Raw genomic sequence first — 24,356 nt, forward strand, 5'->3', positions numbered from 1 at the left:
GCAGGAGCAATTAACGACCTTGAACTCTGTCACTTCTCGACATGCTGAATCCTGCATCTTGAAGTTGTTTGGGTATATACCTATGAAACAGCCTATGAGACAATCCGCGCCATGAAAGTATATGCACACGTCCATAAAGCGCCCATTCGTGTTTTTCGCATCAGTAAGCGACGTTTTTGGCTGCGTTTAAAACGTGATCTGCTTATTCTTAAGGAAGCCCTATCTCAAGAGAAGCAGGAGACCAAAGAGATGTTGGTCACCTATAAACGCTACACTAGAAAACAGGCAAGCAGTGAAGAGCTACGTGAAGCGAATAAGCAGTTTGGCGATCTTTTAAAAGGGTTAGGGTTAGGAATGTTTGCCGTGTTGCCTTTTGCGCCAATCACAATCCCCCTTGTTGTCAAATTGGGCAAAGTAGTTGGTGTAGATGTGCTACCCAGCTCCTTTAATAATATGGGTGAAAAGATGAGACAACGAAAAGCGGCCAATGATGACAAAAGTCAGTAGTCCAGAGTCAGTCAACAAGCCCCCACACTTTCACCTAGATTCAATCCTTGTTACCCTAGTGTATTCCCTCTCAAATAACGATAATTAGCAGCGAGAACCAGCCTCACATGACCAATTTATTGATTTCAGGTGCTTCAGGTACCCCACTCTCTATTCTCCATACAGATTCTTTCGACGCCTGGTTAACAGAGCAAACTCAGCAAACCAAAAACTGGTTATCTACAACACAATTTAGCGGTAAAGGGATGAGCCTTATTCCCGATGCTAATGGTGAACTCTCGCAGGTGATTTTTGTCAGCAGCGAACCCGAGTCCTACTGGGTATGTGGCGATCTAGTCAATCAACTTCCCGCTGGCCAATACCAGCTAAAAGCAAGTGAAGAGCAACTGAAAGTGGCTGCATTCAGCTGGGGTCTAGGTGCTTATAAGTTTGACCGTTACAAGAAAAATGAAAAAACTTACCCAACACTTGTGATTAATAATCAACAGATAGTTGAGCAAGCACAGAAATTAGTTCGCTCAGTTTCTATCGTCAGAGATCTCGTCAATACACCAGCAGCCGATATGATGCCGCAGCACTTAGGTGACACCATGGAAGCCTTGGCCACTGAGTTTGGGGCTAAAGTAAGCCAGATAGTCGGTGATGATCTTCTTAAACAGAACTACCCCACTATCCATATGGTTGGCCGCGCAAGTGAGAACCTACCGCGTCTTATCGATCTTACATGGGGTGATGAGTCCGCGCCGCAAGTGACTCTAGTCGGTAAAGGAGTCTGTTTCGACTCTGGTGGACTCGATCTAAAGCCTGGCGCTGGTATGCGCTTAATGAAGAAAGATATGGGAGGTGCAGCCCATGTGATAGGTCTAGCACATCAGATCATGGCCAGTAACTTGCCGATCCGTTTACGTGTACTTGTACCTGCCGTTGAGAACGCCGTATCAGCTAATGCCTTCCGTCCAGGCGATGTTATCACTACCCGTAAAGGGATCACCGTTGAGATTGATAACACTGATGCCGAAGGCCGTTTAGTACTGTGTGACGCCCTTGCAGAAGCTAACAATGACAATCCTGATTTAGTTATCGATTTTGCCACCTTAACAGGTGCTATGCGGATCGCATTGGGCACCGAACTGCCTGGCTTTTTCAGTAACGATGATACCTTGGCTGCCGAGATGACAGTCTCAGGGCTCAAGGTTGAAGACCCAATCTGGCGCATGCCACTACACAAACCTTATATGGAGCTCACAGGCAGCGATATTGCCGATCTAGCAAACTGTGGCAAAACCCCTTTTGGAGGAGCCATTACAGCGGCGCTTTATCTAGAAGCCTTTGTTGAGAAGGAGATAAGCTGGGCACATTTCGACGTCATGGCTTGGAATAACCGTAAACTGCCAGGTCGTCCTGTCGGCGGTGAAGCCTTCGGTATTCGCGCAGTATTCGATTACCTAGAAACTCGCTTCAAGAAATGATCCCTCAATGATTACTGGAGTAAGGCATATTTAACCTTACTCCGCCTTCAATATGTAGTAAACAAACACCAAAATATTATTTACCCGCCATTTATTTTGTAATTCATCACATTTTTAGTTCGATAAACACACAAACCGTAGTAAAGTTAGATTAATTCCTTTTAATCTGATCTATTTTTCGTATAATCCTTTTCCGGCTCTAACCTCAGGTTCTATGCTGGCTGTTACAAGGAGAAGTGATCGACCCACGGAGCTGGACCGGCAACACTAAGTTTTAGGGGTTCCACCCCTGTATTAATGGCCGGACAACTCAAATCGCTCGACTAAGCTCACTAACTTAGCCGACGTCAAATGTCGCTTTATTCAAAGCACCTTCCTAATCCCATAATGCAGTTTAAGAACACCTACAACTTGCACTTTTAATACCAATTATTATAAAGATTTGATCGCTCAGCGAGAATTTAGCGGTGCTGAGGCAAGGCAACGAGTGAAGAGCATAGTTGTTCTACGGTTAAGCTCGTTAACACAGCATCAGCATCGCAAAAACTCGCCTAAAAGGAGTGTTTTTGGCTGCCTACTTCTGCGTTGAATGAACTCACAAGGGAATAACCATTCTGTCATCCATTCGCCTTGAATTAGTTTGCAAAAAAAACTCTGAGTAGATCAAATTCTTATACTAATTGGTATAACTTAATTTGGGAAATATAATGCAGTTGTTGATTAGCTTGGCCGGGATCTCATTCCTTATTCTTTGTGGTTGGATATTCTCTGAAAACCGTCACGCCATCAAATGGCGCACCATCATCGGTGCTTTTATCTTACAAGCAGGTTTAGCCGCACTTGTTCTCTACGTTCCGATGGGACAACAGATACTAGGCTCTGTAAGCCAAGGTGTCGCTTCTGTACTGGGCTTTGCCGATGAAGGGATTAAATTCCTCTTTGGCGATCTTGCCAGCAACAGTTTTGTATTTGCTATCCGAGTACTGCCTCTGGTTATCTTTATTAGCGCCCTAATCTCAATGCTCTACTATTTTGGGATTATGCAGTGGGTCATTAAGATCATCGGTGGTGCACTCCAAAAACTGCTTGGCATTAGTCGAGCAGAGTCTCTAGTCACCACAGGTAACATCTTCCTAAGCCAAGGTGAATCACCACTACTTGTTAAACCCTTTCTACCTAAGATGACTCGTTCAGAGCTTTTCGCTGTGATGACAGGGGGAATGGCGTCTGTAGCTGGCAGCGTATTAGGTGGATATGCTGGTTTAGGGGTCGAACTTAAATATCTAATTGCAGCTAGTTTTATGGCGGCTCCAGGTAGCCTAATGATGGCCAAGCTTTTAGTTCCAGAAACCAGTCTGCAAGAGTGTCAGCAAGAGATAGATATGAGTAAAAGTGAGCACGGTAACGCCGTCGATGCTCTGGCATCGGGAGCCATGAATGGTATGCGCGTCGCCGTTGCTATCGGCACTATGCTACTCGCCTTTATCAGTGTCATCGCCATGTTTAATGCGGGGCTTGAACAAGTTGGCACTTGGTTTAATTTTGAAGGTGTCACCATGCAAAGCCTGCTAGGTTATATCTTCGCACCAGTGGCTTTTCTAATAGGCATACCTGCAAACGAGATGATGCAAGCAGGTGGTTTTATCGGCCAGAAGCTTATTCTCAATGAATTTGTGGCATTTATGGACTTCACTTCGGTCAAGGAGCAACTATCGGCTCATTCACAAGTGATCATCACTTTTGCCCTGTGTGGTTTTGCCAATATAGGTTCTATCGCGATTCAACTAGGCAGCATAGGAGTCATGGCTCCTGAGCGTCGCAGTGATGTTGCAAGCCTTGGCTTTAAAGCGGTATTGGCTGCGACCTTAGCAAACCTCATGAGCGCTGTACTTGCTGGGATATTTGTCTCACTCTAATCACATATAACAGAAAACAAAAAGGCGAGCATTAAGCTCGCCTTTTTATACTGATTGGTATTAGTGACTAATCAAAACGCTGATTAAGCTTCAACACCTTTACTGGCAAGAAACTCATCATATGTGCCTTTGAAATCATTAACACCGTCTTTAGTGATCTCAATAATACGGTTGGCCAATGATGATACGAATGCGCGGTCATGACTAACAAACATCAAGGTACCTTCATACATCTCTAGCGCGTTGTTCAAAGACTCAATAGACTCCATATCCATGTGGTTGGTTGGCTCATCGAGTAGCAAGATGTTTGGCTTCTGCATAATCAGCTTACCAAACAACATGCGACCTTTCTCACCACCAGACAGGACTTTTACTGACTTCTTGATGTCGTCTGAGCCAAACAGCATACGGCCTAAGTAACCACGTACTGACTGGTCATCGTCTTCAGGCTTACGCCACTGGCTCATCCACTCAAACAGTGTCATGTCGTTAGCAAAATCAGACTCATGATCCTGTGCGTAGTAACCAATGGATGAATTTTCAGACCACTGAATCGTACCACTGTCTTGAGGGATATCATGAACTAACGTGCGCAGTAGAGTTGTCTTACCCACACCGTTCTCACCTAAAACCGCGATACGCTCACCCACTTCAGCAATGATGTTCATATCTTTGAACAGTGGGCCTTCATCGAAGCCTTTAGTCAAATCTTCAACCACTAACGCGTTACGGAACAGCTTCTTCTCTTGCTCGAAACGGATGAAAGGGTTCACACGGCTAGATGCTTTAACTTCATCAAGCTTAATCTTATCGATAAGTTTTGCACGTGATGTTGCTTGCTTAGCTTTCGAAGCGTTAGCAGAGAAACGGGCAACGAAGCCTTGAAGTTCAGCGATCTGCGCCTTCTTCTTAGCATTATCAGACATCAAACGTTCACGCGCTTGCTGCGCAGCCATCATGTACTCATCGTAGTTACCAGGGAATAGGCGAAGTTCACCATAATCCAAGTCGGCCATATGCGTACATACTGAGTTCAAGAAATATCTATCGTGAGAGATGATGATCATGGTGCTGTTACGCTGGTTCAGCATCTCCTGTAACCAACGAATAGTATCGATGTCCAAGTTGTTGGTAGGCTCATCGAGAAGCAGTACATCAGGATCTGAGAACAGTGCCTGAGCAAGAAGAACGCGTAGCTTAAAGCCAGGTGCGATTTCACTCATTAGACCGAAATGCTCTTCAACGCCGATGCCAACCCCCATCAGTAGTTCACCTGCACGAGACTCGGCGGTATAACCGTCCATCTCAGCAAACTCCATCTCAAGCTCAGCAACTTTAATCCCATCTTCCTCTGTCATCTCTGGCAGAGAGTAGATACGGTCACGTTCCTTTTTGACTTCCCAAAGCTCTGCATGACCCATGATCACTGTGTCTACAACGTTAAACTCTTCATAACCAAACTGGTTCTGACTCAGTTTACCCAGACGTTCATTCACATCCAGAGAAACGTTACCCGCTGTAGGCTCAAGATCGCCGGCAAGGATCTTCATAAAGGTTGACTTACCACAGCCGTTTGCACCGATAAGACCGTAACGGTTACCGCCGCCAAATTTGACTGAGATGTTTTCAAACAGTGGCTTAGAGCCAAACTGCATGGTGATATTAGCTGTAGTAATCAAGTATAAAATTCCGAATTTAGTTATGCGATACGCGGCAGTATTTAATGCTCATTTCCAGTTAAGCGCCATCATAGATAATACCTATAACACTTATATGAGCCGCCTACGTGAAAGTGGGCAAAATTAAGCGCGAAATTATAGAGGAAGAGGCCTAAATTATCAACTAACCCAGACCTCTTAAACTGCAAAGCAAAAATCGAAAACCACATAAGTTAACGCTTAAACTTCAGGCGTGCTTGAGTTTAACTTTACATACCTTAAACGATTAGCATTGGTCACCACAGTTAACGAAGATAGCGCCATCGCTCCTCCCGCTATCACAGGGCTGAGTAACAATCCCGTAAAAGGAAAGAGTACGCCAGCTGCGATAGGGATCCCTAAACTATTGTAGATAAACGCACCAAATAGATTCTGCTTAATATTTCGCATACTCACTCGTGCAAGAGAAAAAGTGTCTGCCAGTACAGATAAACGGCCCGATAGGAAGGTAAGATCGGCGCTTTCAATGGCCACTTGAGTGCCATCTCCCATGGCTATACCCACATCGGCACTCACCAAAGCGGGGGCATCATTAATCCCATCTCCCACCATGGCCACCACCTCTCCTTCAGCCTGCAACGCAATGATATGTGCCTGTTTCTGTTCAGGTAAAACCTCGGCAATCACCTCTTTAATCCCAACCTGAGTCGCGACCGCTTTTGCTGTGCGGATATTATCGCCACTTAATAGCACGACTCGCTTCCCCGATTGAAGTAATGCTGTCATCGCAGCCTTCGCATCAGCTTTGATGGGATCTGTGACTGCAATTATCATGCTTAACTGACCGTTTTCGGCAATATAGACAGGGGTCTTAGCTTGCGCTGAAAATTGACTAATCTCAGCATCAAATCTATCTAAGCCTGATACTCCTTCGTTCTGCATTAAGCTGCGGTTTCCCACCGCCAATGAACAGCCATCTACCACACCCAAGATCCCTTTTCCTTGAACATTGGTAAAGGATTCTGGCTCAAACAGTACCAACTCTCTTACCTTGGCCTCTTCAAGTACCGCACTGGCTAATGGATGCTCGGAGTAACGCTCTAAACTGGCCACTCGGGTAAAGAGTTGCTGCAAAGCTAGATCCTTATCATCAACTTCAGAAGTGGCTCCACTCTTTGAGATAATCATCACATCTGTCACACTCGGTTTACCCTGTGTAATAGTGCCAGTTTTATCCAAAACAACACAGGTCACTTTACTGGCTAATTGAAGTGCCTCGCCATTTTTAATCAGCACTCCCATCTGAGCTGCTCGACCAACAGACACCATAATCGACATAGGTGTCGCGAGTCCTAATGCGCAGGGACAAGCGATAATAAGCACACTGGTTAGCACAATTAAAGCATGAGATAACTGGGGCGCTGGACCAGACAGATACCAGATACTTGATGCAATCATCGCGATAAGCACCACCGCTGGCACAAAGTAGGCTGATATTTTATCGGTTAAACGCCCGATTGGCAGTTTAGATGTTTGAGCCTGCTGAACAAGATCAATGATTTTGGACAGTCGTGTATCACCCAGGCCAGCAGTCACTTGGTAAATAATCGTGCCATTGCCATTAACTGTGCCGGCGCTAAGCAGATCGCCAGTCACCTTATTCACAGGCAACGGCTCTCCGGTCAACATTGACTCATTGATTGTTGAACTCCCCTCAATCACTTCACCATCTAGGGCAACACGTCCTCCAGGCTTAAGCCTTAACCTATCACCCAGTTTAATCTCAGCAATCTCAACTTCGATATCGCCTGTGTCAGTTATTTTCGTTGCTGTGGTCGACTGTAAGCCGACCAACCTCTGCACCGCTTCACTGGTCTTTCCCTTTGCGCTTAACTCTAAGGCATGACCCAAATTAATTAGGCCCAAAATCATCACACTCGCCTCAAAGTAAACGTGACGAGCCGAGGGAGGAAATGCATCGGGTAGCAGCACTACCACCATGGAATAAAGCCAAGCTGAGCTGGTTCCCAGCACAATCAAGGTATCCATGTTGGCACTGCCGACCTTAAGTGAACGCCACATCCCTTTATAGAAATGTCCGCCAGTCGTGACTAAGAGCAGTAAAGTGATAACTCCCATCACACCCCAGCCAAACTGCTGAGCAGGACTATTGACCATCATCTCCCCACCTAACAATCCCCAAATCATCATAGGGATCCCCAGACCTAAGCCCAGTAAAGATTGGATAATGCGGGTGCGATACTCACACGCCTCCTCTTTCGCTTTAACTTGCGCAGCACGTTTTACATCCTGTATCTGCTCACTGGCATAACCGACACTGGCAATCGTCTCTATTGCCAATTGAGCACAAATTTCTCCCTCTACAATGACCTGTTTATCGGCCAAGTTCACTCTGGCATTGATAGCAGATTTTTTTTGCTCTAATGCGCTAAAAGCTCGCTCAATTTTGGCGACACAACTAGCGCAATTCATCGTGGGAACATATAAGGTTATGCTGTTCATATCGTTGACTCCAAATTTTCAAAATTTGTTGAGTTGGTATACGTTGTAAAGCAAGCTTAATGTCTCCCCTTATGGGAGGGTCAATACACTTTTAAGCTAAATATTGATGGAGAGATGGCAATGAAAATTGGTGAAGTATCAAAACTAACAGGTTTATCAGTTAAGAGTATTCGCTACTACCACGATATCGGACTTGTTACCGCGCTGCGCGGTGAAAATGGTTACCGAGAATATGAACAACCCCAGCTTGATTCATTAAAGTTTATCAACCATTGCCGGGAATTGGGGTTCTCACTTGAAGATTGCCGCTCCCTATTACAGTTAAAACAGAACAACTTAAGAGATGCGGAAGATGTAAAATCTTTAGCTAAGGCACATTTGAAGCAGGTAAGCGGCAGGATCATCAAGCTTCAAACATTAGAGGCGCAACTCACTAATTTAGTCAAAAGCTGTCACGGAGGACAACAACCTGACTGTGCCATTTTAAAAGGGTTAAGTTAACTAACGCTATTTAATCCTTTCTCAAATGCTCTGCATTTTTCAGTGTTAGCTTAGGGATATCATCTGCTGGAGTAAACCCGAACACACTACCATAGAAAGAGAGCTCAGCTTCCATCGCAGCAGCCCTATTTTTAGGATCTCTGAGGGTATAATCCTCTCCATCGAAAAATAGGTAGGCAGTGGGGACACCACTGTTTTTAAGTGCGGTATAAATGAGTTTCGACTGCTTATCCGATACAATTGGATTTTTCCCCCCTTGAATTAACAAAAGAGGCTCAGTTAAACCAGACAAGTTATTCATTGGCGAGCGCCTTTTTGACTCGCTGTCTTTACCAATCAGCTGCGTAACATAATGAGATTCAAATTTATGCAGATCTTGCTTTAGTACCTCAATATCACTGATGCCAGAGTAGCTCACCCCAGCTTTAAAGGTATTATAAAATGCCAAAGCGGATAATACTGTTAGTCCTCCAGCGCTGTTTCCCCTAATGGCAAGCTTAGTACCATCCACCCAGCCTTTATTTACTAAGTAGCCAGCAGCCCTAACCGCATCCTCCACATCAGCTTGTCCCCAGCGACCATAAATACTTCGACGATAGTCGCGGCCAAAACCCGAACTGCCACGATAGTTAAGATCCATCACCGCAAATCCGCGGCTAGTCCAATATTGAATATCACGGCGAAATGCCAAGCTGGCCTTGGAAGTTGGGCCACTATGCAGCATGACTAATAGAGGGGGACGAGTATCATTTGGCGCTGTAAAAGCAGGATTTTTAGGTCCATAAAAGTAACCATAAACAAGCTCTCCATTGCCAGAATCAAAACTGATACTCTCGGCCCTTGAGATAAAATTAGGGTTAAATGCGGGTAAATTAGGTGCATAAATAAGCTCGATCCCACGGCCATTTACTTTATATATCCCTTTCTCCGGCGTTATCTTATCACCGACAAAGTAGATCCCATCCTCCCCTGAAACTAATTGAGATATCTCACCAAAATCAACTGCGATGGACTCCTTATTCCCTGTATCTAGATAGATCCGGATCAGTGACACTTCACCATTACGCTGATAACTGGCAATAATTGTATTGGACGTCTCAAAGGCATAATTATGATTTCCAAGCTTCCAGTCTGGCACCGCAAACTCAGCGTCGAGATCCAGTACATGCTCAACTTTACCGTTTGCCCCAACTCGGTATAGGTTCCACCAATTATTAAAGTCGGCAACAAAATAGAGTTGCCCATCGGGGCTATACAGAGGCTGAGTGATCGCCCCCTCCATCTCTGTAATAAGTCGTTTAGGCTGATGGACGCCCCCTTTAGGGTCTAGATTGCCCACCCAAAGCTCAGTATTATCCCATGGCATATTAGGATGTTGCCAGGCAATCCACGCAAGCTGAGTATGATCAGGAGAAACTCGAGGAGAGGAGTAAAAATCAGCGCCTGATATCATCTCCTCACCTTCACCGGCAAAGTTTAAATTAAGCGCAACCAGACTTGTTTTTGGCTCACCACTGCCACGATGATCCTCTCTGACACAGATAATGCGGGAACCTTTAGGGTAAGCGACACAGTCAGCATGGCGTGTCCCCGGAGCCGTAAGCGGCACAGGAGCTTGATTAGGGGCAATTCTATATAACAGTTGATCATCAGCCTTAGAGACAAACAGACTCTGACCAATACCGAGAAAAGGTGAACCTCCATACTCATTCACCTTAGATCTAACATCAAAATCAGCACTGACCACATCGAAAACAGCATGTTCGCCATCTAAGCGTTTGATCCCGACCTTTCCACCAAGGTGAGCTTGAGACTGAATAAAGTAGATCCCGCCGTTAACACTCTGCAGCTCACCAAACTCATCGGAGGGCGTAGAGACATCTTCAGCAGTAATGGGAGAGCGCCAACTAGCATAAACCGCCACCTCACGACCACTTTTTTTGTCGATTTCATGTTTAGGAGCGGGTTGCTCACAACCTGCTATTAACAAAGAGGCAAGCCCGCAGAGAAGGGCAAACATTAACTTAGGGAACTTCATAACTCTCTCCTACTCACCTTCTCTTGCGTTCCACTCTCCCACTGACAACCTATGCAAATAGGATATTATTTCTTTCTGAAGAACTGACGCTTAAACCAATAGATCACAGACACCTGTCTATGCAGAGGTAATCCAAAAAAGATACATATCCAAGGAGACAGTAAGCCGTACCAAGGGATAACCGATGTGTTATGGCCATTAAACAGAAGGAAAAAAAAGCCGCCGTAGATAACTACAACCCCAGAGACACCAACTGATAGTAGTAAAAACTTAGTGATTTTTTCTAGCCAAGCCATCTTTCCCATCACAACAGACTTAAATTCCATTCAAGGTTAATATTAACAAGCCACTTTTGCCATCTATGAGAGGATATGAACGAAAGGCAAAAGCAGAAAACGGGCTATCACAACATCAACTCAATTTAACTGATTAATTTAAGGTATCTAGCTGTTTCAAGGCACATCACACTTTATGTGATCATTATCACCTAAGTGAAGATAAATACCAATCAGTATAGGTAAGTGATCGACTCAGCAGTTTTGAAAAACCAATTCAAAGCGAGGGATTGATAATAAAAAACGGGCCTAAGCCCGCTTTTCTTATCCTCCAAGAGAGTTCCCTAGATGCGGATCCCGCCATCGATCTCAAATACACGACCATTAACATAGTCATTTTCGATGATGAACTTGACCGTCGATGAGATCTCACTCAGCTGACCTAATCTTCCTACTTAAATAGATACCATCTTTTCTCTTGTTAAATACGGATCCCGCCATCGATCTCGAATACGCGGCCATTAACATAGTCATTTTCGATGATGAACTTGACCGTTGATGAGATCTCACGCGGCTGGCCTAAACGACCAACCGGAACCATCTTCTCCATACGCTCAAGAGCTTCAGGCTTCATCGCTGCTGTCATCTCAGTCTCGATAACACCCGGCGCTACAGCTGCGCTGCGAATATTATATCGAGCTAACTCTTTCGCCCAACCTACAGACATCGCAGCCACACCAGCTTTTGAAGCAGAGTAGTTTGTCTGACCTACATTACCTGCTTTAGCAAGGCTGGAGATATTAATGATCACTCCCTCCTGCTCAGATTCAATCATGGCAGCCGCCGCTTCACGGCCACAAAGGAAAGAGCCTGTTAGGTTAACGTTAATCACAGCCTGGAACTGTTCAAATGACATGCGACTCGTCACTTTCCCCTCTTTGGCTTTCACTAACATACCGTCATACAAGATGCCCGCGTTGTTAATCAGCACATTAACTTTGCCGAAATCTTCCATAATGAAACCAAAGCCAGCCATTACGTCCTCTTCATCGGTAATGTCAAAAGCGTAACCTTGGACCTCTGTTCTATCACCGATATCGGCGCAAGCTCGTTCAAGCTTCTCTTGATCCACATCGATAAGCGCCAACTTAGCACCCGCTTCAGCCAAATCCAGCGCCATCGCTAAACCCAGTCCGCCAGCACCACCTGTGATGACAACAACCTTATCTTTTAAATCCATCGAGTTACCCTTTATCTTTAATCTGTTGAGAATTAGTAAACTGCTCAAAAATACTGGAAAAATCTCGTGTACCATTACCTTGTCTGGCATGGTTCACATATAAACTGCGTGCTAAGGCTCCCATAGGTGTACTGGAGTTTGACTGCAGTGCAGCCTCTTGGGAAAGACCTAAATCCTTCACCATCAAATCCACCATAAAGCCGCCTTGATAACCATTAGATGAGGGCACAGTTGGCATCACATCTGGACAGGGATTATATTTATCTAATGTCCAATTGCCCCCGCTGCTGACCTTCATGATCTCAGACAAGACCTTAGGGTCAAGTCCATGATCGATACCCATCTGCAGTGACTCGCTTGTTCCAACCATCAAGACTGAAAGCAGCATATTATTGCATATTTTAGCAATTTGGCCTGCCCCAGCGCCACCAGCATGTAAAATATTGGCGCCCATGTTGCTAAGCACAGCTTTCGCCTGGTCAAACGCTTTATCAGTACCGCCACAGATAAAGGTCAACGTACCCGCAGCAGCTCCCGCCGTGCCACCAGATACTGGCGCATCGACAAAATCTAGCCCCTTCTCAGCTGCCGACTTAGCGACAGTTTGTGCACTCATCGCATCTATGGTTGAGCAGTCTATCAGTAAGCTGCCCTGTGCAACCACATCAATCAAACCTTTATTGGTATCGTCACCAAGGTATAGCGAGCGAACATGCTTGCCCGCTGGTAACATAGTGATCACCACATCAGCTCCCGCTGCCGCACCGCAAGCACTGCTTGATGAGATAGCTCCTAAGTCCGTTAGCGATTTCATCGCTTGAGGGACAAGGTCGAATACACGTACCGTTAATCCAGCTTTAACCAAATTGGCAGCCATGGGGGCTCCCATATGCCCTAACCCAATAAATGCGACACTAGTCATCTCATGTTCCTTATTCTGTACCGTTAACTGTATCTGTTACCCAGCCAATCTTTTATTTACATCTCTTTTAAGGGATGGTTATCCGTCTGCCATGGCGAGCAGGTCATCTTCTCTATCAAATCTTGCGGGACATCAGCCACGCTTTGATAGCGCCAATTTGGCATTCTGTCTTTATCGATAAGTAGCGCCCTGACCCCTTCAGAGAAATCTCCAATGGCGCAGCAATTAACACTCAACCCCAGTTCAAACTTAAATACATCGGTCAAACTCAAATCCGTACCCAGCAGTGCTTGTCGATAGATTAAATGCCAGCTAATAGGACTGCCCGATAGTAAAGTTTTGATGGGGCGAGCCAACCAGGTATCGCTAAAGTCTGAATGACTCACGCGCTCAATAATTTCGCTTAAACTACCAGACATCAGCTCAGCTATCTCAGCCTGTTTTTCGGCAAGTTGCGAACCGGGTATGGATATAGCCACGCGCTGCTCAAGCAGGTTAAGCTCCTGACTCAAAAGCTCGTGGTTCGCATCATTATCACCACTCCATGAAAGCGTCGCCAAATGATCTAACATAGGCTCTTTGTCATCACTGTTGAGATAGTGATTACCTATATTCACAAATTTAGCATCGCCAGCATTCATGTTGTAGGCGGTCAAACCAAGAAACAGTCCTGTATCACCTGGCATACGATTTAAGAAGTAGCTGCCGCCAACATCAGGATATAAGCCGATAGTCACCTCGGGCATTGCAATACGTGAACGCTCAGTTAAGACTCGGTGACTGGCTCCCGCCATCAAACCTAGACCACCGCCCATAACTATGCCATCTCCCCACACCATCACGGGTTTAGGGAAACTGTGCAACAGATAGTCGAGTTGATACTCATTTTCAAAAAACTCCACGGCATCTTGAGTTAACTCGCCAGGAGTCATCATAGAGGCGTGATAGATAGCACGTACATCGCCACCAGCACAAAAGCCTTTATCACCTGCACCATCGAGCATCACAAGGGCAATATCATCATCTTCTCGCCACGCTTTAAGCTGCGCAGTCATGGCATAGACCATCTCAAGATTCAACGAGTTAATAGCCTTTTCAACATTGAGGGTTACCACACCAATCTGCTTACCTGAGACAGTACCTAGCGTCTGAAAAACAACGCTATTATTGTTCGCTATTGGCTTATCAGTTTGAGTCGTCATTGAGTATCCATCCTGTTAACAATCTGCTATTTATCCGTTTTTCCAGTTAGCGCTACGCTTATCTAAGAAAGCGTTCACCCCTTCGGCTTGATCTTCAGTGTCAAACAGCCCCACAAACAGCTCCCGCTCTAAAGGCAAGGCTAAGGTTCTTGGCATGGTGCGGCCAGCTTGAATAAGCTGCTTACAAACAGTGACGCTGCTTGGACTTTGGTTAGCCACTTTTTCAGCCAGTGCAATGGCGGCATCCAGAGACTTGCCAGTTTCCACCACCTCTTCCACTAAGCCTAGAGCCTCAGCTTTGTCAGCTTTAACGCGCTCACCGCATAAGATCATCCGCTTAGCCCAGCCCTCTCCCACCAATGCAGTGAGGTTCTGTGTGCCTCCAGCACATGGAAGCAGGCCCACAGATGCTTCAGGCAGCGCCATCACAGCTTGGGCTTCGGCAATACGAATATCACAAGCCAGTGCCACTTCAAGACCGCCACCCATGGCGTAGCCATTAATAGCTGCTATCGATACACCGCGAAACTGACTTAATGCCTCGAACGCTTCACCAAAGTACTTAGCCATTGAAGCTGCAACGCCTTTGTCACCATCGGCAAACAACTTAAGATCTGCCCCAGCAGAGAAAAACTTCTCCCCTTCGCCAGTAATTACCAGCGCGTAGATATCTTTATTACTGTTAAGCTCAAGCACCTTATGTTTCAAGGCTTGTAAACTCGTATCCGTCCAGGTATTTGCTGGTGGATTACTCATGGTCAGTATTGCAGTGTGACCCTCGATACGCTCAACTATTCCAGTCATCAATTCGTTCCTTGTAAACTTAATTCTTTTAAATCGCTAACGTTCTCTAATGCACTTTTGCTATTAATTAGAGACTCACAACAGATCAATCTAAAGGATTGCACCAGCCTCTTCATTCAATAAACGGCGGGCGATAATAAGACGCATGATCTCATTGGTTCCCTCTAAAATCTGGTGCACGCGCACATCACGTACGTGGCGCTCAAGAGGATACTCACGAATATAACCATAGCCGCCATGAAGCTGCAGGGCCGCATCACAGACCTGAAAACCGATATCGGTCGCGAATCGTTTCGCCATGGCGCAGTAGGCTGTGGCCTCAGGATCTTGCTGATCGAGTTTAAATGCAGCTAAACGCACCAACTGTCTTGCCGCCACAAGCTCAGTCGCCATATCCGCTAGCTTAAACTGCAGCGCCTGAAAAGCCGCAATAGGCTTACCAAACTGTTTACGTTCAGTCATATATTGAGTTGCACGTTCGAGAGCTGCTTGAGCCGTACCGATTGAACAAGTAGCAATATTGATGCGACCGCCATCGAGCCCCTTCATCGCAAACGTAAACCCTTGACCCTCTTCCCCCAGCAGATTAGCGACTGGCACACGCACCTCAGTAAAGGTGATTTCACGTGTTGGCTGTGCATTCCAGCCCATCTTATCTTCCGCTTTACCATAGGTGATGCCATCGGCATCGGCTGGCACGGCAATAGCGGAGATCCCTTTCGGTCCCGCTTCGCCTGTGCGGCACATCACCACGAGTAGCTCAGTAGCGCCTGCTCCAGAGATAAACATCTTGGCGCCAGAGATGACATACTCATCCCCCTCCCTTACGGCTTTAGTTTTTAGCGAAGCGGCATCACTGCCAGCGCCCGCTTCTGTTAAACAGTAAGAAGCAAGCTTTTCGCCAGTCGTCAAAGATTCAGACCATTGAGCTCTTAAGGTTTCAGAGCCAAAACTGGTGAGCATCCAGGTCGCCATGTTGTGAATGGTTAACATGGCAGTGGTGGCTGTACAGCCCATGGAGAGCTGCTCAAAAATAATGGATGAATCGAGACGACTTAGGCCCATTCCACCTTCACTTTCTGGAGAGTAAAGTGAGCAGAAACCAAGTTCACCGGCACGCTGGATCACATCTTTAGGAAAATGATGTTCTTCGTCCCATTTAGCCGCAAACGGGGCTAACTCTTCACTTGAAAACTGCTGAGCTAAATCGGCAAACTGACGTTGGTCGTCATTCAGATTAAAATCCATCTGAGATCTCCTTTGACACTTTATTGGGCACCTTAAGTAACGATAGGTGCCCTTCATTTTTATTGTGTCGTTTGTTTAATAGGGTATGTAGTGTCTGTTTTTTTAACGCTGTTACTTCACAGCTTTTACTTCAAATCTCTTTACTTAAGATCAATGGTCATATTTGGTGCAGCATGCTCAGCTGTAGATATCTGAGACTCAAACCAGCGAGAGGTAATGGTTTTCGTTTCCGTATAGAAGCGCACCGCTTGCTTGCCATAGGCATGTTGATCGCCATAGAAGCTGCCTTTCCAACCGGTAAAGGAGAAAAATGGCAATGGCACAGGAATAGGCACATTGATCCCTACCTGACCCACTTCGATCTCATGTTGGTATTTACGTGCAGCGGCGCCACTGGCAGTGAAAATTGAAGTACCGTTACCATAAGGGCTGTTATTAACCACCTCAATCGCCTCTTCAAGAGTTTCTGACTCCATACAACACAGTACAGGCCCGAAGATCTCCTCTTTATAGATGCTCATCTCAGTGGTGACCTTAGTAAACATGGTTGGCCCAACCCAGTTACCCGCTTCATAACCTTCAACAGTAAAGTCAGAGCCATCGAGTAGGCACTCAGCCCCTTCCGACTTACCTTGCTCAATCAATGATAAGACTCGCGCCTTAGCCGCTGGGCTGATAACTGGGCCATAGGCCGCCTCTTTATCATCCCAAAGTCCAGGCTTAACTTTAGCGATCGCCTCTTTCAGTTCAGGGATCCACTCTTTAGCCGCGCCAACAAAAATAGCCACTGAGAGCGCCATACAGCGTTGACCTGCTGCGCCAACTGACGCGCCAACTAAATTGTTAATCACTTGCTGTTTGTTCGCATCAGGCATAATAACGCAGTGGTTCTTTGCACCAGCAAATGCCTGCACTCGTTTTAAGTTATCAGTACCTGTTTTATAGATATATTGGCCGACACCCACAGAACCAACAAAAGAGATAGCCTTAATATCTTGATGATTAAGCAGCACATCTACCGCAACCTTGTCACCATGAATAAGCTGCAACACGCCTTTAGGTGCTCCCGCCTCTTCAAACAACTCCACAAGACGTTGTGGCGTCATAGGGTCTTGCTCAGAAGGCTTAAGCACAAAGGTGTTACCACAAGCGATAGCCAGCGGGAACATCCACAGCGGGATCATCGCGGGGAAATTAAAGGGGGTAATGCCCGCGCACACACCAAGAGGTTGAGTGTAGCTGTAGGTGTCAATGCTGCGAGCCACATTTTCAACCGTCTCACCCATCATTAAGGTCGCAATATTACAAGCATGCTCAGCGACTTCAATGCCGCGCCATACATCACCTTTGGCATCATCAAATGTCTTACCTGTCTCTTGAGCCAGAATCGTTGCCAACTCATCGTGATGAGCTTTCAGTAGATGTTGGTAATTAAACATCACACGGGCACGCTCCGATACAGGTACCTCTTTCCAGCTTTTAAACGCCAACTTTGCACTGGCAATGGCGGTTTCAACTTCAGAAACTGTCGCCGCATTAACCACTGCAATGCTCTGATTATTTGCCGGATTAGTTACAGATATCTTCTGCTTTCCCTGACCTTCAATAAACTGGCCATCGATATAGTGTTTCACCTGAGTTGTCATATTGCTTCCCATTTGAGCTAGTTGGTACTGAGTAAGGTACGATTTTTGTTATATTATGCTTAGCTCAGTTATCTTGTTGATTTCTTTAAATCTCTATCGCCATTGCCGTCGATTCGCCGCCACCAATACACAGCGATGCAACACCACGCTTTAAACCACGAGCATGGAGTGCATGAATAAGCGTGACTAATACGCGAGCACCAGAGCAACCAATCGGATGACCCAGCGCACAAGCACCACCATTGACATTCACTTTATCTGCATCGATTGAAAGCTCAGAGATGGCAAGCATGGTCACCATGGCAAAGGCTTCGTTGATCTCAAATAGATCTACATCATCGACACTCCAGTTCACCTTCTCAAACAGCTTATTCATCGCGCCCACTGGCGCTGTGGTGAACATGGATGGCTCCTGTGCGTGGGTAGTGTGTCCCTTAATCGTCGCAAGAACAGGTAAGCCAAGCACATTTGCTTGTTGAGCCGTCATCAACATCAGAGCCGCAGCTCCGTCAGAGATTGAGCTTGAGTTGGCCGCAGTGATGGTGCCATCTTTAGTGAAAGCTGGACGTAGAGTTGGAATTTTGTCTGGACGGGCATTGCCTGGCTGCTCATCAATCTCAACGATAGTGTCACCACGGCGACTTTCTACTGTCACAGGGGTTATCTCATCGTTAAAGGCGCCAGTTTCAATCGCTTTATTGGCTTTCTCGAGTGAGCTTAGTGAAAAGGCATCCATCTGTTCACGGGTAAGTTTAAAATCATCAGCCGTCTTTTGAGCAAATGTGCCCATTGCGCCGCCAGTGTAAGCATCTTCTAGGCCATCGAGGAACATATGATCCATCACCTTGCCATGACCCATACGCATACCGCCACGGGCTTTATCTAGCAAGTAAGGTGCTTGACTCATGCTCTCCATACCACCAGCAACAACGATACCAGCACTGCCCGCTTTAATAAGGTCGTGTGCTAGCATCACAGTCTTCATGCCTGAGCCACACACCTTATTGACAGTCGTTGCACCAACTGACAGCGGCAGTCCCGCCCCCAATGTTGCTTGACGAGCTGGCGCTTGACCAAGGCCCGCTGGAAGCACACACCCCATCAACACTTCATCGACAGCATCAACAGAAACACCAGTTTGTGTTATCAAACCTTTAATGGCTGTGGCCGCCAGTTTTGGAGATGGAACCGTCGACAATGCGCCTTGAAAGCCTCCCATAGGGGTTCGCTTGGCGGCTACAATCACGATCTCTTGACTCAATTGCTCAGTACTCATTTTCCACTCCATCTTGGTTGTCTCACCCCAAGCCAATAACCTTAGTCTTGACTAAATTATTTAGCTTGAAATAATAATCTCTATTCAAATAATAGCACTGTGACGTTTACGCGAACGTAAAGCAAGTGTCGTATCTTAAAGATCTACCAAAGTATTAGTGTGCAGATGTCACTCAAGATTTACAGCCTTAGAGTTAAAAGAAGAATAAGCGAGCTAAAAAGCGCCTGGTTCGGTACTAGAAATTGAGTATAAGTAAAGTGACGCTAAATCGAGTTAAGCTAACAGTGGATCAACTCTCATCACTGCACTCGACCTTGGGTAAGGAGCAGAGCTTAAATAATTAAAAGTGGGTAGCTAGATTGGTTTTGATATTAAACTAAATGAAAGGAACCAATCGAGCTTGCTCAACATTGGCCATATAGTTAAAGCTGGGGGCGACTACGCACAGCCTATCCTTAATGAGTTAATGGTTGTTATCGGCCAATAACTATTGGTGCTATGAATACAAAAACTGCTATCAAATGCCCACTAATTAACAGACGCCTTAGCAAGTTACCTTTTCTTGATAGTTTATCACCCTTAAGTAACCTGTAATCAGCCTTTAATATATAAACCATAAACTTATAAGAATTACTGATGGTGTTGTTTTTGACAAGTTGAATATTTCCCAGTTCAAGCCAAATTTGTGGGTGTTCTGACTTCAAGAGGTTTAAAACACTTTTAGCTTCCATCAAATACCATACAGCCAAAGGAAACATCGAAAGACAGAGTATTGGCCAAACTGCGGTAATCAACTCACTCAAACTTTTCCATCCTTAGAAATATAAAGCTAAATCATATCCAATACATATGGAGCTAATTTCAAGCTAAAAAATGAAATCAGCCTTCCAAAGAAGGCTGATAAAAACCACGAATAAACTCACTGAATCACTTACAAAGTGAAAGTAGATGATTTAAGTTGAACACTCAACTTATTGCTTATTCTCCCAGGGAGTGATGCCACTCATGTCATCCAGATTATAGGGGGTTAGCTGGTAAACATAATAGTTGAGCCAGTTACTGACCAATAGGCTGCCGTGGCCATGCCAACGTGCGACAGGCTCCTTCTCAGGGTTATCATCTCTAAAGTAGTTTTGTGGCACATCAGGGTTGAGTCCCTGCTCTAGATCTCTGTGGTACTCATCTTTTAGCGTTGATTTTTGATATTCAGGATGGCCCATCACAAACAGATTACGATTATTCCGGCTCAGCACCATATATGCCCCTGCTGTATCGGATTCAGTGAGCACTTGTAGTTCTGGATGCGCTTTAAGCTGCTCAAGACTCATCTCGGCAAAGCGAGAGTGTGGTGCTAAAAATTCATCATCAAACCCCCTAAGAAGAGGAAAATGCTGAGTGGTACGGCGATGAACAAAAACCCCCGAGCGTTTCTGCTCAAGTAAGTTACGGTTTAAGCCGTAAAGGTGAAACAGCGCAGCATGAGCGGCCCAGCACAGAAACAAGACTGAGGTGACATGCTGCTGTGACCAATCGATGATCTCTCGAATATGATCCCAGTAGCTCACCTCTTCAAACTCAATCTGACCTAAAGGTGCGCCAGTAATGATCAAGCCATCATAATTTTTCTGCCTCACCGCTTCAAAATCACGATAGAAGTTATTCATATGATCAATGGAGGTGTGCTTCGACTCCTTGTCATGGATCCTAAGCAGATCAACATCCACCTGAAGCGGCGTGTTTCCCAATAATCTCAATAACTGAGTTTCTGTCTCAATCTTATTCGGCATCAAGTTCAAGATAAGCACCTTCATAGGACGAATATCTTGATTGGCTGCCCGAGTTTCAGACATCACAAAAATATTTTCAGACTCTAAGATCTCTGCCGCTGGCAGATCGTCGGGAATTTTAACTGGCATACTGCGCCTCTTAAATTCGTTAAACTCTGTCGAATCTTCCATTAACCAAGTTACAAGTTCAGCGCCTATTAAATTCGCTAATGGCCAACTTTCTGAACTAGCACTGACATGGGCTCACTCGACCCTAAATCTATCTGATAAGCTTGCGTGTTGATGAACATCAATTTGCCATTTAGGCTGATATTAGCACCCACAGCATAGGTATTACCCTGTTCAAACTGGTCGCGATTGATCACGAACTGAAATGGCGCGGGTGTCGTGACATTGTCTCGCTCTATTTCGGCAATCACAACAGCAGGAGCATCCATCAGGGATACATCCTTAATCTGCACCGTTAGCACCGCTTCTTGGGGAAGTGCTATTCGCTCTTTAAACCAAACCTCTCCCTGGATCTCGACACCAGCATTAGGTGTTGCACACCCAGTTAGCATCCCAGCAGAGATAACCCCTACCATCATCAATCGCGCTCCTAACGCAATGGATGAAACCGACTTAAACCACTTTTTCATACGCTATACTCCCTCATCATACATCAAGACTTCTGGATGTCTATATGTCCACAGTTAAAATTCAACAAAAATGTTACTTCAGTTTTTCGTTCAAGAAGAAAGCCTAAGCATACTCCACACTTCCAGCCCTTGCTGCTTGTCCTTATTAAGATATCTCCCTATCATAAGCTACCCTTTACAAGTCGAATAGCCTAATGACACAAGCCACAGCCATTATCGTGGGCGCAAGCTCCCTTCTGAGTCGTGAAATTATAAAACAACTCTCAGAACAGGGTGTTGAACTTGCCCTGCTTGCGCAAGATCCTGACTCACTTGAGGAGTTTGCAAAAAGCTTGCCTAGCCCAGTGCAGATTTTTCCGCTCAATATCTCTGAGCCCTCCTCTATTATCTCGACCATAGAAAATGCGTGGCAGGCTGTCGGTGGCGCTCATCTGGTTTTAGTCAATACTGGACTCAACAGCTACAGTGCAGACCTTCCATGGTTGCCGGAACAAGATATCATCACAGTGAATGTTCAGGGCTTTGCCGCTATCTGCAACACCAGCTTTCGTTTATTTAAAACCCAAGGGTATGGCCAACTTGCCGCCATTAACTCCATAGCAGGCTTACGTGGTGGACCGAGTGTCGCTTACCATGCCTCTAAAGCCTTCGCGACCAACTACCTCGAAGGTTTGAGCATGCATGCCCAAAGGTTAAAACTGCCCATTACAATCACAGATCTTCAGTTAGGTTTGCTTGATAAAGCTGCCATGCAGCAAAACAGGTTATGGCTGTCACCACCAAATGAGGTCGCAAGCCAGATAATTAAGGCGATGAAAGCGGGAAAGCGTAAGGTTTATGTCACTAAGCGTTGGCGTTTAGTCGCTTGGCTCACCAAGCTGCTACCTGAGTTTGTCTATAACACTCGCCACTGGCGAACTAAAGCTGAGCGTAAGGCTGCCAAAGCACAAGGGAAAAAATAGTTTCGAGTTTCGAAAAAAGCAAAATAAAAAAGGAGCGATAAGCTCCTTTTTTAGTAATAGTCTATACCTGTAACATCAGTGACACTTTGATTTAGAAAGTGTAACCAACACTCACCATATAAACCCATGGGTCGATATCAGTTTGAATCGTTACTGGTGCATCGCCTAAATTAAATTTCACGTCAGTATCAATCTGTGCATACCAAACCGATGCGTTGACAAGCCAGTTCTTATTAACTTGGTAATCGATACCCACTTGAGCGGCAAGACCCCATGAGTTAGACAAGCTTAAATCCGTTAACGCACCATCCAGGTCATTAGTGAATTCGTTGTCGAAGAAGTTGGTGAAGTTAACACCGGCGCCAATATAGGGACGCAGTTTAGAATTAGCAGAGCCGAAATAGTATTGAGCAACTAAAGTTGGTGGCAGTTGCTTAGTTTCTGCGATCTTACCAACACCAGCTAGAGACACATCGTGGCTAAATGGTGTTGCAGCCAACAGCTCGATACCTATGTTATCAGTTAACATATAACCGAAGTTCAAGCCTAACTGAGTGTTGTTACTCACCTGAAACTCGCCGAAAGTCGCAACCTGCTCGCTTGACTCATTAGGTGCAACCACAACCGCACCAGCACGAACGATAATGTCACCCGCTTGGTGAGCAGCAACAGAAGAGGCAAAACCAGCAGAAAGTAGGGCGGCAACTAGACCAGAAACGATATTTTTTTTCATCATACTACTCCATCAATACAACACGAAATGTCGTTATTATTATCAAATTCCTTACAATTGCGTGCATCCTGCCAGATGGCGGGCGGTAATTTATTGATCCAAATCAATAAATACACTCACTACCCACTTATAGATACCCATACTTGATCGAACTCACACTTTTAAAAGATGCATGTTAGATGTCACTTTATTTTTAGTGAGCGACGTCATAATTTTCAGTATTTTGCCAAATAGCTATCATCAATATTCAAAAAAGCTGAATTAACTTTTTAGCAACATCAGGTACAAGGAATTTATTGGAAGAGACTTGTTGAAAAGGTTTATTAAGGAGTTTTTGAAGAAGGATATTAAAAGAGTTTAGTGGCGGGCTCATTAGGAATCTTTTTAAAGAAAGCTTATTACAATCAACTGATCTCCAATTTAGGGTAATAAGTTAACCACGACTTCTGTGCCACTCGAGCCTCAAACAACTCAAAATCACGTTTAGGATTTGGGGTCAACTTAAGTAAAAATAGAGAATCGAAACCAAAGGCTGAAACGACTGTTAGCTCTTGTTGCAGATAGACGCCGACTGCAGTCTCCTGCTCAGGCCAATAACTCATGGCATCCAGAGAGGATCCATACGAGGGGTCACCATTACGAATGTGCATTCTCGCTTGATTCTTAACTGACCAAGGCAGCTCAGGAGCAAGTGCCTTAAGCTTCATCTCATAGGCTTTATCTGCTTCAACAGAGGTATCATTAGGCTCGAAGTAGATAACATCAATATCTGTTAGCGCTCTCCCCTGCTCATAGCCATGTAGCCTATCCCAAACTAAATTTCTAACAAACCCAGCAGCGATCATCCCTTGAGGCAGGTTTAAGTCTCTAATTAAAGTAAGTGCGCGCATTCTGATGGGATCTTTCATTATCCAGTCAATGAGCGTTAACTCATGGCTAAAAAGGTCTTGTCCATTTTTTCTAGCTTGAGTCACACCAGCTCCTTAAAACGAAAAAAGGAGCTAACGCTCC

General features: G+C 45.3%; 21 protein-coding genes and 1 pseudogene. 5 read left to right on the plus strand and 17 right to left on the minus strand.

The genetic code is table 11. From position 1 onward, the window contains the following. Positions 1-111: 111 nt before the first annotated feature. The 3 genes from SWOO_RS16425 to SWOO_RS16435 all read left to right on the plus strand — a co-directional run bounded on the left by SWOO_RS16425 (position 112) and on the right by SWOO_RS16435 (position 3,892). Positions 112-507, plus strand: a complete 396-nt coding sequence (locus tag SWOO_RS16425) for a hypothetical protein (RefSeq protein ID WP_012325794.1) — start codon at positions 112-114, stop codon at positions 505-507. A 107-nt stretch (positions 508-614) separates the two neighbouring features. After that, a complete protein-coding gene (locus SWOO_RS16430; RefSeq protein ID WP_012325795.1) occupies positions 615-1,976 on the plus strand; it encodes a leucyl aminopeptidase family protein in 1,362 nt (453 codons plus the stop codon). 707 nt (positions 1,977-2,683) lie between these two features. Continuing rightward, positions 2,684-3,892, plus strand: coding sequence for a NupC/NupG family nucleoside CNT transporter (locus SWOO_RS16435; protein WP_012325796.1), 1,209 nt, complete (start codon positions 2,684-2,686; stop codon positions 3,890-3,892). A gap of 83 nt (positions 3,893-3,975) precedes the next feature. Here SWOO_RS16435 and SWOO_RS16440 read toward each other — a convergent pair whose 3' ends face one another. Further along, the gene (locus tag SWOO_RS16440; protein WP_012325797.1) at positions 3,976-5,571 is read right to left on the minus strand and encodes an ABC-F family ATPase; all 1,596 of its coding nucleotides are present in this window, start codon (positions 5,569-5,571) and stop codon (positions 3,976-3,978) included. Positions 5,572-5,790: 219 nt separating this feature from the next. Then, complete coding sequence (locus SWOO_RS16445; RefSeq protein WP_012325798.1) at positions 5,791-8,073, minus strand: heavy metal translocating P-type ATPase; 2,283 nt, start codon at positions 8,071-8,073, stop codon at positions 5,791-5,793. A 120-nt stretch (positions 8,074-8,193) separates the two neighbouring features. Between SWOO_RS16445 and SWOO_RS16450 the strand changes: the two genes are divergently transcribed. After that, positions 8,194-8,574, plus strand: a complete 381-nt coding sequence (locus SWOO_RS16450) for a MerR family DNA-binding protein (RefSeq protein ID WP_012325799.1) — start codon at positions 8,194-8,196, stop codon at positions 8,572-8,574. 10 nt (positions 8,575-8,584) lie between these two features. On the opposite strand, the gene SWOO_RS16455 is transcribed toward SWOO_RS16450, so the two are convergent. The 13 genes and pseudogenes from SWOO_RS16455 to SWOO_RS16510 form a co-directional block, all read right to left on the minus strand. Beyond that, positions 8,585-10,612, minus strand: a complete 2,028-nt coding sequence (locus SWOO_RS16455; RefSeq protein WP_012325800.1) for a S9 family peptidase — start codon at positions 10,610-10,612, stop codon at positions 8,585-8,587. Positions 10,613-10,677: 65 nt separating this feature from the next. Further along, complete coding sequence (locus SWOO_RS16460; RefSeq protein ID WP_012325801.1) at positions 10,678-10,938, minus strand: hypothetical protein; 261 nt, start codon at positions 10,936-10,938, stop codon at positions 10,678-10,680. Positions 10,939-11,231: 293 nt separating this feature from the next. Beyond that, positions 11,232-11,342 (minus strand): annotated as a pseudogene (locus tag SWOO_RS26280) (short chain dehydrogenase); the annotation flags it as partial. A 26-nt stretch (positions 11,343-11,368) separates the two neighbouring features. Beyond that, positions 11,369-12,127, minus strand: coding sequence for an SDR family oxidoreductase (locus tag SWOO_RS16465; protein WP_012325802.1), 759 nt, complete (start codon positions 12,125-12,127; stop codon positions 11,369-11,371). A 4-nt stretch (positions 12,128-12,131) separates the two neighbouring features. Beyond that, on the minus strand, positions 12,132-13,049 hold the full coding sequence (gene mmsB, locus SWOO_RS16470; protein ID WP_012325803.1) for a 3-hydroxyisobutyrate dehydrogenase: 918 nt from the start codon (positions 13,047-13,049) through the stop codon (positions 12,132-12,134). Between the two features lie 56 nt (positions 13,050-13,105). Continuing rightward, the gene (locus SWOO_RS16475) at positions 13,106-14,251 is read right to left on the minus strand and encodes an enoyl-CoA hydratase/isomerase family protein (RefSeq protein ID WP_012325804.1); all 1,146 of its coding nucleotides are present in this window, start codon (positions 14,249-14,251) and stop codon (positions 13,106-13,108) included. A 30-nt stretch (positions 14,252-14,281) separates the two neighbouring features. Next, complete coding sequence (locus tag SWOO_RS16480; protein ID WP_012325805.1) at positions 14,282-15,055, minus strand: enoyl-CoA hydratase; 774 nt, start codon at positions 15,053-15,055, stop codon at positions 14,282-14,284. A 90-nt stretch (positions 15,056-15,145) separates the two neighbouring features. Next, positions 15,146-16,303, minus strand: a complete 1,158-nt coding sequence (locus SWOO_RS16485; protein WP_012325806.1) for an acyl-CoA dehydrogenase family protein — start codon at positions 16,301-16,303, stop codon at positions 15,146-15,148. A 140-nt stretch (positions 16,304-16,443) separates the two neighbouring features. Next, a complete protein-coding gene (locus SWOO_RS16490; RefSeq protein ID WP_012325807.1) occupies positions 16,444-17,949 on the minus strand; it encodes a CoA-acylating methylmalonate-semialdehyde dehydrogenase in 1,506 nt (501 codons plus the stop codon). Between the two features lie 85 nt (positions 17,950-18,034). Beyond that, positions 18,035-19,225 carry a thiolase family protein gene (locus SWOO_RS16495; protein ID WP_041417725.1) on the minus strand — a complete coding sequence of 397 codons (1,191 nt, stop codon included), beginning with the start codon at positions 19,223-19,225 and terminating at the stop codon, positions 18,035-18,037. A gap of 473 nt (positions 19,226-19,698) precedes the next feature. Next, the gene (locus SWOO_RS16500; RefSeq protein ID WP_012325809.1) at positions 19,699-20,028 is read right to left on the minus strand and encodes a hypothetical protein; all 330 of its coding nucleotides are present in this window, start codon (positions 20,026-20,028) and stop codon (positions 19,699-19,701) included. A 168-nt stretch (positions 20,029-20,196) separates the two neighbouring features. Continuing rightward, positions 20,197-21,141 (minus strand): homoserine O-acetyltransferase MetA, encoded by a 945-nt coding sequence (metA, locus tag SWOO_RS16505; protein WP_012325810.1) that lies wholly within the window; start codon positions 21,139-21,141, stop codon positions 20,197-20,199. 77 nt (positions 21,142-21,218) lie between these two features. Next, positions 21,219-21,650, minus strand: coding sequence for a YbaY family lipoprotein (locus tag SWOO_RS16510; protein WP_012325811.1), 432 nt, complete (start codon positions 21,648-21,650; stop codon positions 21,219-21,221). Between the two features lie 194 nt (positions 21,651-21,844). On the opposite strand from SWOO_RS16510, the gene SWOO_RS16515 reads away from it, so the two are divergent. After that, the gene (locus tag SWOO_RS16515) at positions 21,845-22,612 is read left to right on the plus strand and encodes an SDR family NAD(P)-dependent oxidoreductase (protein WP_012325812.1); all 768 of its coding nucleotides are present in this window, start codon (positions 21,845-21,847) and stop codon (positions 22,610-22,612) included. Between the two features lie 91 nt (positions 22,613-22,703). Here SWOO_RS16515 and ompW read toward each other — a convergent pair whose 3' ends face one another. Both ompW and SWOO_RS16525 read right to left on the minus strand, forming a co-directional pair. Beyond that, positions 22,704-23,348: an outer membrane protein OmpW gene (gene ompW / locus SWOO_RS16520; protein WP_012325813.1), complete on the minus strand. Its 645-nt coding sequence runs from the start codon at positions 23,346-23,348 to the stop codon at positions 22,704-22,706. Positions 23,349-23,749: 401 nt separating this feature from the next. Beyond that, complete coding sequence (locus SWOO_RS16525) at positions 23,750-24,319, minus strand: nucleotidyltransferase family protein (RefSeq protein ID WP_012325814.1); 570 nt, start codon at positions 24,317-24,319, stop codon at positions 23,750-23,752. Positions 24,320-24,356 lie beyond the last annotated feature (37 nt).

Origin of the sequence: Shewanella woodyi ATCC 51908 (assembly GCF_000019525.1) — a bacterium.
Taxonomy (GTDB): Bacteria; Pseudomonadota; Gammaproteobacteria; order Enterobacterales; family Shewanellaceae; genus Shewanella; species Shewanella woodyi.

Excerpts from the sequence above, each read along its gene's own strand:
- SWOO_RS16495 (WP_041417725.1), bottom strand. The coding sequence starts at position 19,225 with ATGAGTACTGAGCAATTGAGTCAAGAGATCGTGATTGTAGCCGCCAAG.
- SWOO_RS16515 (WP_012325812.1), top strand. The coding sequence starts at position 21,845 with ATGACACAAGCCACAGCCATTATCGTGGGCGCAAGCTCCCTTCTGAGT.
- SWOO_RS16450 (WP_012325799.1), top strand. The coding sequence starts at position 8,194 with ATGAAAATTGGTGAAGTATCAAAACTAACAGGTTTATCAGTTAAGAGT.
- metA (WP_012325810.1), bottom strand. The coding sequence starts at position 21,141 with ATGCCAGTTAAAATTCCCGACGATCTGCCAGCGGCAGAGATCTTAGAG.
- SWOO_RS16475 (WP_012325804.1), bottom strand. The coding sequence starts at position 14,251 with ATGACGACTCAAACTGATAAGCCAATAGCGAACAATAATAGCGTTGTT.
- SWOO_RS16445 (WP_012325798.1), bottom strand. The coding sequence starts at position 8,073 with ATGAACAGCATAACCTTATATGTTCCCACGATGAATTGCGCTAGTTGT.
- mmsB (WP_012325803.1), bottom strand. The coding sequence starts at position 13,049 with ATGACTAGTGTCGCATTTATTGGGTTAGGGCATATGGGAGCCCCCATG.
- SWOO_RS16490 (WP_012325807.1), bottom strand. The coding sequence starts at position 17,949 with ATGACAACTCAGGTGAAACACTATATCGATGGCCAGTTTATTGAAGGT.
- SWOO_RS16460 (WP_012325801.1), bottom strand. The coding sequence starts at position 10,938 with ATGGAATTTAAGTCTGTTGTGATGGGAAAGATGGCTTGGCTAGAAAAA.
- ompW (WP_012325813.1), bottom strand. The coding sequence starts at position 23,348 with ATGATGAAAAAAAATATCGTTTCTGGTCTAGTTGCCGCCCTACTTTCT.
- SWOO_RS16435 (WP_012325796.1), top strand. The coding sequence starts at position 2,684 with ATGCAGTTGTTGATTAGCTTGGCCGGGATCTCATTCCTTATTCTTTGT.
- SWOO_RS16425 (WP_012325794.1), top strand. The coding sequence starts at position 112 with ATGAAAGTATATGCACACGTCCATAAAGCGCCCATTCGTGTTTTTCGC.
- SWOO_RS16485 (WP_012325806.1), bottom strand. The coding sequence starts at position 16,303 with ATGGATTTTAATCTGAATGACGACCAACGTCAGTTTGCCGATTTAGCT.
- SWOO_RS16510 (WP_012325811.1), bottom strand. The coding sequence starts at position 21,650 with ATGAAAAAGTGGTTTAAGTCGGTTTCATCCATTGCGTTAGGAGCGCGA.
- SWOO_RS16430 (WP_012325795.1), top strand. The coding sequence starts at position 615 with ATGACCAATTTATTGATTTCAGGTGCTTCAGGTACCCCACTCTCTATT.
- SWOO_RS16480 (WP_012325805.1), bottom strand. The coding sequence starts at position 15,055 with ATGACTGGAATAGTTGAGCGTATCGAGGGTCACACTGCAATACTGACC.
- SWOO_RS16455 (WP_012325800.1), bottom strand. The coding sequence starts at position 10,612 with ATGAAGTTCCCTAAGTTAATGTTTGCCCTTCTCTGCGGGCTTGCCTCT.
- SWOO_RS16465 (WP_012325802.1), bottom strand. The coding sequence starts at position 12,127 with ATGGATTTAAAAGATAAGGTTGTTGTCATCACAGGTGGTGCTGGCGGA.